The sequence below is a fragment of the Enterococcus sp. DIV1758 genome, assembly GCF_051711985.1.
Lineage (GTDB): Bacteria > Bacillota > Bacilli > Lactobacillales > Enterococcaceae > Enterococcus > Enterococcus faecalis.
Genome location: NZ_JBIOOA010000001.1, coordinates 2,209,436 through 2,221,158, shown reverse-complemented (window position 1 = coordinate 2,221,158; position 11,723 = coordinate 2,209,436). Strand labels below are relative to the sequence as shown.

Sequence of the window (11,723 nt, the reverse complement as noted above, 5' to 3'; positions counted from 1 at the left end):
GCTTTTTTAATGAAATTATCAGAAATTATTGCTTTTTTTTCATGGAAACGAGCAAACTATTTTGTTATCTAATAAAAGTAGTCCATAATAGTAACATAGCGAATTATTCGCTAGATAAAGCATTTAGGAGGAATTATTTTATGCATACTTTATGGGTTTTAATCGTTGGTGCTGTTATCGGTGCTATCGCTGGCGCGCTTACAAGCAAAGGTCAATCAATGGGTTGGATTGCGAATATCGTTGCCGGTTTAGTTGGTTCATTTATCGGAGAAAAAATCTTAGGTAGCTGGGGTCCTCACGTAGCAGGTATGGCAATTGTGCCATCAATTATTGGGGCAGTAATTTTAGTTGCTGTGGTTTCATTCTTCTTCGGACGAAAAAATAGCTAATTAAGTAAATAATTGTTTAATTAGTTAAAGGAGGTCGGGACAGAACCGTTTAGCTCCGAGAACCAAGTAGGTACTGTTTAACATCTATTTGCTTTGCAAATAGTGTTTCTCAGCAATAAGAAGAAATTTCCGAAAATTATCATAAAACACAACGAGGAACGAGTTGATGTTGCATGATACCTACCCGGTGCTTTTTAATTTTTGGAGACCAAGTAGGTATTGTTCATCATCGAATCACTACGTTCTTCGTGATTCTCAACAATTTCGGCTTATTTCCGAAGGACCTTCAACTCTTAGAGCTTTAGCTCTTAGAAGTTATTGAGATCGGAGCAACGCGTAGTGTTGGTTCTGTTCCCGCCGTTTATCAGTTTTTGAGCGTGGAGCAAAAATCCAAAGTGATTTTTGTCCCACGCTCCTTTTTTTATTTTCTCGTTAATTTTACGACAACTTCACAACGAGCGGTTTGTGGAAACATATCAACAGATTGTAAATAGTTTACTTGATATACTTTGGCTAATTGAACTAAATCACGTGCTAACGTGGATACATTACAAGAAATATACACCATTTTCTTAGGTGGTTGTTTCAAAAGGGCCGTTAATAATTTACGATCCAAACCAGTCCGTGGGGGATCAACTACAATGGCATCAGGTTTAAAGCCTTCTTTGAACCATTTAGGTAATAAGTCTTCAGCTGTTCCAACAGCATAATGTGTGTTCGTAACACCAAGTCGTTTTGCATTGAATCTAGCATCGTCAATTGCGGCGGGAATGGTATCCATACCACGAACTTGATGTGCTTGTTTCGCTAAACTTAAGCCAATGGTCCCGACGCCACAATAAGCATCAACAACAGTTTCATTTGGTTGTAAATCTAAGGCCTTGATTCCTTCATTATATAAAATTTCCGTTTGTTCTGGATTCAATTGGAAAAATGCTCGCGGCGATAAATCAAAGACAACGTCGTTAATGTGTTCTTCAATGCTTTCTTTGCCCCATAAGTGAAGGGTATCATCACCCATTACTAGAGAGGTTTTTTTATTTTGAACATTTTGCATAATAGAAACAACTTCTGGTAATTGTTCATTAATTGCGCGAACCATTTTTTCTTTTTGTGGAAATTTCTTCGATTGTGTAATGAACACTACTTGGACTTCGCCAGTTTGGATGCCCACTCGAACCATTAATGTTCGAAAGATACCACTATTTTTACGTTCATCATAAATTGGTAATTGAAAGTCATTCAATAAATCAACTAATGTATTCATCACCTTGGTTGTCGCAGGCTGTTGGACCAAACAGTTATCAATCGGTACTAATTGATGTGAATCAGCTTGATAGAGACCAGCTTCTACTTGGCCATCGATTTGGCGTAATTGGAATTGGGCTTTATTTCGATAATTCCAAGGATTCTCCATCCCAATTGTTTTTCGCAGTTCATAGTTTTGATAATTGACTGGTTTAAATTTGTTAAGCGCCTGCTTCAATAAATCTTTTTTAAAGTCTAATTGTGCTTTGTAGGCTAAATGTTGTAGTTGGCAGCCGCCACATGTTTCATAGACAGGACAAGGAGGGACCACGCGATCTTTAGCAGCTTTTTTGACAGATTGAAGGGTTCCTTCAGCAAATTTGGGTGTAACATTTGTGATTGTGGCAGTCACTTCTTCTTTGGGTAGCGCCCCAGGAACGAAAATAATTAATTTTTTATAATAGCCGATACCTTCGCCATTAATTCCTAATCGTTTAATTTTTAAAGAAATTTGTTGGCCTTTTTTTACTAGTTGTTGGGTCATATTCTTTCATCCTTTAGTCATCTCACATTTTTCACTTCCTCCCATTTTAGCACATTTTTATTTATTTGGCTTCCAAGGATTCTATGGTATAGTAGAATATATGTTCTGATTTAGAGGGGCAGGAGAATAAGATGACAACAATCACACGAATTAGTAAAGATAAAGGTGAATTTTACCTACTTTGGCTATCTTCAGGCGAAAAACTGCGTGTCTCGGAAGATATTTTAGTACGGCAGCGTCTGCTAAAAGGCCAAGAGTTATCAGATACTTTAATAGAAGAAATAAAAAAAGCCAGTTCTTATGATGTCGGGTTACAAATGGCGATGAATTACTTAAGCTATCAATTACGTTCAAAGAAAGAGATTTTTACTTATTTAAAAGAGAAAGAAATTGTACCTGAAGATCGAGTAAAAATCGTTCAACGTTTAGAAGAGCTACGGTTGTTGGATGATGCAATTTTTAGTGAAAGTTACGTACGGACAGCTATGCGAACCAGTGATAAAGGACCACGAAATGTGGCACAACAATTAAAGCAAAAAGGCATTAGTGAAGAAGATATTCAGCATGGCTTGACCTTTTATACGTTAGATGAACAGCTTAATGTTGCCACAGCAACTGCAGAAAAGGCCATGAAACGCTATCGAACTAAAAGTTTTAAAGATGCACTACAGAAAACGCGTCTGCATCTGATGCAAAAGGGCTTTACAAATGAAATCATTGATCTAGCTTTGGAATCTTTAGCTTTTGAAAAGGACGAAGAACAAGAACAACAAGCGTTAAACAAGGAAGGCGAACGTTTATGGCGTGCTAATCAGCGATTTGATTTTTCTAAAAAAGTCCAAAAAGTCAAACAAAGCTTATTCCAAAAAGGGTTTGACTATGATTTGGTTCAGCAATTTATTAGCGAAAAGGAAGTAGAACATGACGAATAAAGAGCCTTGGGAGGCGTGGAGTCCCGAAAAAGTTAGTTCATTCCAGGAAGATTTTTTAGCTTGGTATGAACGAGAAAAACGCAATTTACCTTGGCGAGCGAATACAGATGCGTATCGTATTTGGATTTCTGAAATTATGCTACAACAAACTCGCGTAGATACAGTCATTGATTATTTTTATCGATTTATGGAATGGTTTCCGACGATTCAAGATTTAGCGGAAGCGCCAGATGATAAGTTGTTGAAAGCTTGGGAAGGGTTAGGCTACTATTCACGAGCACGTAATTTAAAAGTGGCAGCGCAACAGATTGTTTCAGAATTTGGTGGGAAAATGCCTGACACAATCGAAGATATTCGGAGTTTAAAAGGAATCGGCCCCTATACGGCTGGTGCAATTGGCAGCATTGCTTTTAATCTCCCCGAACCAGCAATTGATGGTAACGTCATGCGGGTAGTGAGCCGTTTATTTGAAATTGATGCAGATATTGCAAAAGCGAGTAATCGTAAAGTATTTGAAGCGGCGATGCTTAAAATCATCGATCGTGAGCGTCCAGGGGATTTTAATCAAGCCTTAATGGATCTAGGCTCAGCCGTCTGCACCCCAACTTCACCTAAGTGTGAAAGCTGTCCGCTTCAGCAATATTGTGCGGCCTATCAGGCAGATAAAATGACCGCTTATCCAGTTAAATCAAAAAAAGTTAAGCCGAAAGATGTGTATTATGTCGGCACTATTATTGAAAATAAAAAGCAAGAATTTTTATTAGAACAACGCCCTGAAACCGGTTTGTTAGCCAATATGTGGCTGTTTCCGATTGAAGAAATTAGCAAAAAACAATTTCAACAATTGCAAAAAATGGCGCAACCAGCAGAAACGGAAAAACAATTAACTTTAGAGTTAGAGCCTGTAACAGAGCCTTTGGTCGCTGAAGAACCTGTCAATGTTTTTGCTGACTATGAAACAGTTGTCTGGCAAAAACGTGCCTTAGGCGAAGTCGTTCATATTTTCAGTCATTTAAAATGGCATATCTTAGTCTTTTATGGCCGAAATACAGGCGAATTAGCCACACTAGAGTCGCAGCGATGGGTGGCAGCACAACAATTTTCAGAGTATGTTTTTCCAAAACCACAGCAAAAAATGGTGGAATTGTTCAAAAAAGAACACAAAAATAAATAACAAAAAAGAGAGGCTTTTAAACAAACAAGCCCCTCTTTTTTGTTTCCTCTAGGTTATACCCCTATATAAATTCTGCTATGTTTAGTTTTGAAGGGGACTGGTAAGATAGACTTGTCTCTTGTCTGCTTAGAGGAGTAGTAATGATGGTGGAGACTTTTCAAGAGAGAGGAAGTACAGCCAATGAGTAGGAAGCGAAAAATCAGCTTAATTAGTTTAGTCATCATTTTGTTTTTTGTCACAGTCGGCTCAGCATACTTTGCTGTAGCGGGTAGCTATTTAAAGAAAACGATTGATAAAGGCTATGTCCCCATAAAAAATGATTATACTGAAGCGCAAAATAAAGATAGTCAATCGTTTTTGGTCATGGGTCTAGACAATACAATTGAACGGAAATTAGGCACAACTAGGACTGATGCTATGATGGTGATTACCGTGAATAACAAGACGAAGAAAATAACCTATTTAAGTTTGCCACGGGATAGTTTTGTTCAAATTGATGCGAAAAATTACCAAGGGATGCAGCGAATTGAAGCCGCCTATACCTACGATGGACCAACGGCTTCTGTTAACACAGTTGAGAAATTATTGAATATTCCAATCAATCATTACGTTGTGTTTAACTTTTTATCTTTTATTAAGTTAATTGATGCAGTTGGCGGCATAGATGTCAATGTCAAGCAGGCGTTTGATGGTGTCACCAAAGACGGGCCAGGATCCATTCATTTTGATGCAGGGAAACAGCATTTAGATGGTACGAAAGCTTTATCTTATGCCCGTGAAAGACATAGCGATAACGATATTATGCGTGGATTCCGACAACAAGAAATTATTCAAGCAGTTGAAGACAAGTTGAAATCTGGTCAATCAATCATGAAAATAATGGACATTATTGATTCGTTAAATGGAAACATTCAAACTGATGTGGATTCCAATGAATTGACTCACTTAGTCAAAGAAGGTTTGACTTGGACCAATTATGATAAACAACAGCTTTCTTTTGACTGGCGCACTTTTAGTAATGAAGGGCGCAGTATGGTTGAACTATATCCAGATAGTATTGAAAATGTCCGTCATCAATTACGTGTGTCTTTAAATTTAGAAAAGCCAGATGAACGAGATCAAGACGGCTATGTCTTCCATACGAACGGTGAATTTTTATATCAAAGTGATTATACCGTTCAAGATGAAGCAGCTGAGGAAAACGAAATGACTTCCATCAACGGCAATACGTATATTGGTGTTCCTGGCAATACACAGACTGGCCCGTTGCCATCAGTTAAAACGGAAAATGGCTTTATAAAATAATTTATTTTCCAAGTCTAGAAAATCCGAACATAACAGATTAAGTAATCCGCTTACTTATTATTCTTCTAAGGAAAAAACGAAGGATTTTAGCAAGAAAACAGCGTATCATTTGATATAAACCCAACATTCCCTTTATAATGAAAGTAACAAGCAAATTTTTGTTACTTAGAAGGGGAAGGGAGCAAGGAGTTATGTTTAGTTATACAGATACCATTTTGTCAATTATGCAAAGAATTGAAGTATACAACGAAATTTTCAAAGCCATCTCTAAAGAAGTTCAAGAATACGGTTGTAATCAGGCTGCACATCGGAGAGGCCGTGATACTTATATGTTTTGCCGAAATAATGTGAATCGTTTTTTTACAGAAGAAATGATGTTTCGTAAAAATTTAGAGCCGTATTATGATAAAGAAGCAACGAAAATCTTGCTAGAAGGATTAGATACGTATAAAGAAGGAGTATTTTTCTGGTTAGAGGCATTAAGTGAATCTTGCCAAGTGACAGATGAATTGAAATATCAATTAGGAATCCGCCAAAAAGAATCCTCTTATTTATTAATTAATCAAGCTTGTAAAGAAGCCTGTGAGGGCATTCAAAGCGCTCATAGTGTTCATAAGATGTAAAAAGTTAGGGATAGCTGTCAATCTGGCAGTTATCCCTAACTTTTTTATTTCAATATCATCTGATAAGCATAACGTTCGCCATCGTTAACATCTAAAATCACGTCACCTTGATAAACAAAGCCAGCTTTTTTAATCAGGTGCTGCATAGCGAGATTTTGTGGATGTGTATCGATTCGAATATCAGTAGCACCTTGCAAACGAGCGGCTGTAATCAGTAAGCGCAAAAGCACCAAGGCCAGTCCTTGACCTTGAAAGGAACTTTTTAGAGCAACACGGTGAATTGCTGTATACGTAGCTTGGGAATGAGGTTGCCAAGAACCATTAAAAATCGCTTCATAAGCAGGATCAATCTCCGAACATAAAACACCAACGCCTGCCAAGGCATTATCAACCATTAAAATATAGCAAGTTTGCTGGTCGATATCTTTTGCTAAAATTTCTTGATTCGGGCCATCGCCGTTTTGCCATTGGGGAATGCCACTTTTTTGTAAGGTGCGGCGTCCATCTTCAATGATAGCAAGGATGTCAGGCAAATCAGAAGGTTCTGCTTTTCTTAAGTAAACAGTCAAAAAATATTCCCTCCTCTTAGAACCCTGTTGTTGTTTTCAATTGGTAAATTTTTGAAGGGCGGCCAATGCCAACGGGACGTTCACCTAACTCTTCAAAATATTGTGTCATGGCTTTTTTAAAATTTGAATGGTCAATGCTGCGATAATCAACGCCGAGGAACTTTGCAAAAACTTTACGGGCTTCCGTAATGGTGAAATCTTTTCCTAAGACTTGAAGCACTTGCGGTTCATGTTCCATCTTATCAACAACACGATTAAACGCCTTAATTATAATTTCACTATGGTCGAAGGCTAATGTATCTTTACCAAGAGAGGCCGCTGTTTTCAAGTCTAAAGTAATTTCCACATCTTCATGAGATAACGTGATGTGTTGACCATGCCGTTCAAGATTGAACCAGTGGACTTCTTTGGCATCGTCGCCAGCAATTAAAGGTTCTTCACCAATAAAGGCTAAATAGCTAACTGTCACGACCCAGCCACGAGGATCTCGATCTGGGCGACTAAAGCTGTGTAATTGTTCAATATTTTCTTGAGAAATCACCACACCAGTTTCCTCTTTTGTTTCTCTTAAAACACTATCTTCAGTAGATTCGTTACGATTAACAAAACCGCCAGGAAGCGCCCATGAGTTTCTAAAGGGGTGACCTTTACGTTGAATCAGTAAGACTTTTAATTGATCGGCTTCCTTGTTGTAACAAAGAAGAACCATATCAACGGTTAAAGAGGGTTTTTCATATTCAGGTAATTCTTGTTGATGATACCAAGTTAAAAACTCTGCTAAGCTAGCTTGGCGTTCATAATAATTTTTTTCTTCGGCTTTAGAAGCAAATTGTGGCACAATTGCTCCTCCTTTCAAAAAGAAACATGGTTTTCTTTTATTGTATCATTAAGTGGCTGAAATACAATATTCAAGCGTAAAAAGAAAAGCAAGCCTGGGACAAAAATCACTTTGGATTTTTGTCCCAGGCTTCTACTATAAGAAGTTTGTTCTAAACGTTGTTTATTGTGTTAATTCTAATAATTTATTTTTCAAATCTTCTTCCATATGGCCAAGTTCGATTTCGGCAGCTTGGCGTTTTTCTTTTCCTTCTTGTTGAATACGTAATGTTTCTTGGATAGTTTCAATTAAATCATTTTGTGTTTTTTGTAATGTTTCAATATCGACTAGGCCACGTTCGTTTTCTTTTGCTGTTTCAATTGCAGAAATTTTTAGCATTTCTGAATTTTTCTTCAGTAAGTCATTGGTGGTTTCAGAGACTTGACGTTGAGCAGTCACAGCATCTTTTTGACGGAGTAAGGTCAAGGCGATGACTACTTGGTTTTTCCATAACGGAATCGCTGTATTCACCGATGATTGAATTTTCTCAGCCAAAGCTTGGTTAGTATTTTGGATTAAACGAATTTGTGGGGCTTGTTGAATCGTAATTTGACGAGCCAAGCGTAAATCATGGGTTCTTTTTTCTAAACGGTCTAGGAATTGGTTATAATCATTAACAATTTGGACATCCATTTGATCCCCAGATTCTTCCGCTTTTTTCATGGCTTCAGGGATAATTTGCGTCCGTAGTTCTTCTGCTTTTAATTCCCCAGCGGCAATATAGATGTTTAAGGCATCAAAATAATCTTTATTTTTTTGATACAATTGATCTAACATGGCATTATCTTTTAAAAGACCATCTTTTTCATGGGTTAATTTGACAGCGATTTTGTCAATTTGCGCACCAATTTTTTGATATTTGGCGGTAATTTCGTAAACGGATTGTTTGACTTTACCTAACATTTTTTGAATAAAGTTGCCTTCGCCAGCACGTAATTCATTGGGATTGGCTTCATTTAAACGAAACATTAAATCGGTCAGTGAATCACCAACAGGACCAATGTCTTGTGCTTGAACGTGGTTTAACATCGCTTGCGAAAATTCGCCAAGTTTGATTTGGGCATTTGAACCATAGGTAATTACTGCTTGTGAATCTTGAACGTCAATTTTTGAAGCTAACTCTTTTGCTTGGGCTTGACGTTCTTGTGGTAATTTATCAATTAAACGAGGAGCTGCTTGCTGTTCTTTTAACTCAGATAGTTCATTTTGTTGCGTTGGTGTTAGTTCATCCATTGATGAAAATGGATTACTTAATAAATCGTCCAATGTATTGGTTACAGATGTTGTTTCTTTGGGTTGTTGCTCAGTCATTTTTTTTCCTCCCTAATGATTATTGCTGGTCTTCGTTTACTTGAGGTGATTCCTCAGTTGCAGCTTTTTGCGACAAGCTGCTTTTAGCGATCGACATTTCGACATCTAAATCGTCTAAGTCATCGGAAACGATTTCCTCATAATCATTTTTAACTAATTTTGACAATTGGTCAATGATTTGTGCGCTTTCTTCTAATTTTTCATACGTTTGTTTGTTTTTTACTTCATGTTGTTCGATTTCTAAATGTTTACTTGTTAAGTCAACGATATTTGGTAAATGTGTGTAGAGAAAGTGATTGGCTAAGTGTAACTTTTTAGGTTCTTTCACTAACTCTTTAAACAGAGCTTTAGAAACCTTCGTTGTATCATTACGTAAGTCAATCGCCCGTAATTTAGTTGAACGATTCATGTTTTCTTGTAATTGTATGATTTGTTTTTTGGCTGTGCTCATTGTACTTCTGAAAAAATCAATTTCTTGTGGAGATAACCCCAACTCACGATAATGGGCTTCTTTATCTTTCGTTAAGTAAGGCATTTGATCGCTCTTGTCGGCGGCATTTTTCTTTTTTCGATAGAGAACGAATACTAAAAAGCCTACCAGAATCACAAAAGCGAAGAAGCCATATTCTCTAGCGACAGCAATGATTAAGGCTCCTAAAAGAATATAGCCAATCAGTAATTTTGTATTTAATTTGTTCATTTATATAGTTCCTCCTATCTATCTAATCCTCGAAAGAGTCAGCTCTCGTTACAATAGTTATTTTAGCATACTCTGTGAGAGAAAAGACATACAGCGGAAGATGTATTTTATGATTTAGTGAAATCCTAAGAAAAAAAGTATAAAACGCAAAAAAAGACCCGTCCTAATTGGGGGTAGGACGGGAAAGGAGTTAAAAATGAAAAAGTGTTTTGTTAGGGTTGTTTGTTGGTATGCTTAAATAATACAAGGAAGTTGTGAATTTTTTATGTCTATTTTTTTTCGAAAATGTAATTTTTTTCTAAAGCAATAAATTTTTTTCTTTGAAAAGGGTTTAACTAGAGAAGAAGGGGTGCGATTTTTATCATTTTAGGGTATGATAAACAAGAAAGGTTGGTGAAAGATATGTTAAATTATGAGGACTTCGAAGAAAAAACACTTCAACGTCGAGAAATTTTTAAAGGAAAGATTATTGATGTTTTTTTGGATGACGTGGCTTTACCGACAGGCGGCACAGCTAAACGCGAATTGGTTTTTCATTCAGGCGCAGTAGCTATGATTCCGTTAACCGCAGAAGGAAAAATCGTCTTAGTTAAACAATTTAGAAAACCCTTGGAACAAGTGATTTTAGAGATTCCGGCGGGAAAAATTGATCCTGGAGAAGAAAATCAATTGGAAATGACGGCTATGCGGGAATTAGAAGAAGAAACTGGGTATCGTGCAGGTCAGCTCACCTACATAAATTCAATGTATCTGTCACCAGGATTTGCTAATGAAAAATTGGCTCTCTATTTGGCAACGGATTTGCAGAAAGTCGAAAATCCGCGTCCTCAAGATGAAAATGAAATCTTGGAACTTTACGAGCTAACAATAGCTGAAGCCAAAGCAGAAGTGGCAAAGGGCACGATTTGTGATGCCAAAACACTTTTTGCTATACAATACTGGGAATTGTATTTACTGCAGAGACAGTTTAAGGAGGACACGCAATGAGCAAAGGTCCGTTAGTCACTCGGACAGAACTTCGCAAACGCAGAGAAGCAGAAGAAAAAGAAGCAGAACGTCGTCAGCAAGAAGAACAGAAGCTGGCGGAAAAAGCGTATAAGCGAAAAGAAAAAGAAATTTCGACGTTTTATCGTAAAGAAAAGAAAAAACAAAAACCAATCAACAAGTCACGAGTAGGAGAATACTCGAAGCGTCGAGAACGGAGTACTTGGTTAAACAAGGCAATTATTATTGTAGCGATTTTATTAGCCGTTGTGGCATATATCGTTTTGAATTTATAGAAAAGAGGAATCACTATGAAAATTGGAATTATTGGAGCAATGGATCAAGAGGTCAAAATTCTAAAAGAAAAATTGACAGACACGATGTCATGGGAACGAGCAGGCGCTTTATTTGTTTCTGGTTCGTTAGGAAGACATGAGGTGATTGTGGTTCGTTCAGGAATTGGTAAAGTGGCCTCAGCTGTGACGACGACTTTATTGATTCATCAATATGGCGTAAATATGGTGATTAATACAGGTTCTGCTGGTGGTATCGGTGAAGGACTAAAAGTCGGCGATTTAGTCATTGCAGACAAATTAGCTTACTTTGATGTTGATGTCACTGGTTTTGGTTATGCCTATGGACAATTGCCTGGTGGTGTGCCTTTGTATTTTGAAACAAGTGAATACTTGCGGATGGAAATTGCGAAAGCTGCTGAAAAAACTGGTTTAGCTATTCGTAAAGGATTGATTGTTACTGGAGATACTTTTGTGGACAGCGCTGAGAAAATCGCCAAAATTAAGAAAGAGTTTCCTGAAGCCTTAGCTTGTGAAATGGAAGGCGCAGCAATTGGCCAAGCCGCTTCACAGTTCAATATTCCATTCTTAGTTGTACGGGCAATGAGTGATACAGCAGATGGCGAAGCAACTCAAAGCTTTGACGAATTCATCGATGAAGCTGGGAAAAAATCAGCCGAAATGGTTATTCATTTTGTCGAAAACTTAGTTTAAAAAGAGAAAGAAACAGCCATCATTTCATCAATGAAATGATGGCTGTTTCTTTCTGATTTA

Annotated in this window: 13 protein-coding genes; 8 read left to right on the top strand and 5 right to left on the bottom strand. The window is 37.4% G+C overall.

Features of this window, described 5'->3' with window-relative positions:
* Positions 1-140: 140 nt before the first annotated feature.
* Positions 141-389, top strand: coding sequence for a GlsB/YeaQ/YmgE family stress response membrane protein (locus IGJ52_RS10670; RefSeq protein WP_002356434.1), 249 nt, complete (start codon positions 141-143; stop codon positions 387-389).
* 421 nt (positions 390-810) lie between these two features.
* Here the strand turns inward: IGJ52_RS10670 and rlmD are convergent, their stop codons facing one another.
* Positions 811-2,181 carry a 23S rRNA (uracil(1939)-C(5))-methyltransferase RlmD gene (gene rlmD, locus IGJ52_RS10665; RefSeq protein ID WP_002408694.1) on the bottom strand — a complete coding sequence of 457 codons (1,371 nt, stop codon included), beginning with the start codon at positions 2,179-2,181 and terminating at the stop codon, positions 811-813.
* A 131-nt stretch (positions 2,182-2,312) separates the two neighbouring features.
* Between rlmD and recX the strand changes: the two genes are divergently transcribed.
* The 4 genes from recX (at position 2,313) to IGJ52_RS10645 (ending at position 6,215) form a co-directional block, all read left to right on the top strand.
* Positions 2,313-3,113 (top strand): recombination regulator RecX, encoded by an 801-nt coding sequence (recX, locus tag IGJ52_RS10660; protein ID WP_002367194.1) that lies wholly within the window; start codon positions 2,313-2,315, stop codon positions 3,111-3,113.
* Entirely contained in the window at positions 3,103-4,287 is a 1,185-nt protein-coding gene (gene mutY / locus IGJ52_RS10655; RefSeq protein ID WP_002367193.1) for an A/G-specific adenine glycosylase, read from the top strand. The genes recX and mutY overlap by 11 nt, the downstream gene beginning before the upstream one ends.
* 180 nt (positions 4,288-4,467) lie before the next feature.
* Positions 4,468-5,592: an LCP family protein gene (locus IGJ52_RS10650; protein WP_002368824.1), complete on the top strand. Its 1,125-nt coding sequence runs from the start codon at positions 4,468-4,470 to the stop codon at positions 5,590-5,592.
* A 137-nt stretch (positions 5,593-5,729) separates the two neighbouring features.
* On the top strand, positions 5,730-6,215 hold the full coding sequence (locus IGJ52_RS10645; protein ID WP_002356444.1) for a hypothetical protein: 486 nt from the start codon (positions 5,730-5,732) through the stop codon (positions 6,213-6,215).
* A 44-nt stretch (positions 6,216-6,259) separates the two neighbouring features.
* Here the strand turns inward: IGJ52_RS10645 and IGJ52_RS10640 are convergent, their stop codons facing one another.
* From IGJ52_RS10640 to IGJ52_RS10625, 4 genes are all read right to left on the bottom strand, one after another.
* On the bottom strand, positions 6,260-6,784 hold the full coding sequence (locus IGJ52_RS10640; RefSeq protein ID WP_002367191.1) for a GNAT family N-acetyltransferase: 525 nt from the start codon (positions 6,782-6,784) through the stop codon (positions 6,260-6,262).
* Between the two features lie 16 nt (positions 6,785-6,800).
* Complete coding sequence (locus IGJ52_RS10635; protein WP_002384084.1) at positions 6,801-7,640, bottom strand: NUDIX domain-containing protein; 840 nt, start codon at positions 7,638-7,640, stop codon at positions 6,801-6,803.
* A gap of 144 nt (positions 7,641-7,784) precedes the next feature.
* On the bottom strand, positions 7,785-8,972 hold the full coding sequence (locus IGJ52_RS10630) for a toxic anion resistance protein (RefSeq protein WP_002356447.1): 1,188 nt from the start codon (positions 8,970-8,972) through the stop codon (positions 7,785-7,787).
* Positions 8,973-8,991: 19 nt separating this feature from the next.
* Positions 8,992-9,672: a 5-bromo-4-chloroindolyl phosphate hydrolysis family protein gene (locus tag IGJ52_RS10625; protein WP_002356448.1), complete on the bottom strand. Its 681-nt coding sequence runs from the start codon at positions 9,670-9,672 to the stop codon at positions 8,992-8,994.
* Positions 9,673-10,074: 402 nt separating this feature from the next.
* Here IGJ52_RS10625 and IGJ52_RS10620 point away from each other — a divergent pair, with 402 nt between their 5' ends.
* Genes IGJ52_RS10620 through IGJ52_RS10610 form a run of 3 tightly spaced genes read left to right on the top strand, consistent with a single transcriptional unit; the run spans position 10,075 to position 11,663 of the window.
* On the top strand, positions 10,075-10,659 hold the full coding sequence (locus IGJ52_RS10620; RefSeq protein WP_438792081.1) for an NUDIX domain-containing protein: 585 nt from the start codon (positions 10,075-10,077) through the stop codon (positions 10,657-10,659).
* Entirely contained in the window at positions 10,656-10,952 is a 297-nt protein-coding gene (gene macP, locus IGJ52_RS10615) for a cell wall synthase accessory phosphoprotein MacP (protein WP_002356451.1), read from the top strand. Before IGJ52_RS10620 ends, macP begins: the two co-directional genes overlap by 4 nt.
* A gap of 15 nt (positions 10,953-10,967) precedes the next feature.
* Positions 10,968-11,663: a 5'-methylthioadenosine/adenosylhomocysteine nucleosidase gene (locus IGJ52_RS10610; RefSeq protein WP_002356454.1), complete on the top strand. Its 696-nt coding sequence runs from the start codon at positions 10,968-10,970 to the stop codon at positions 11,661-11,663.
* Positions 11,664-11,723: the final 60 nt, after the last annotated feature.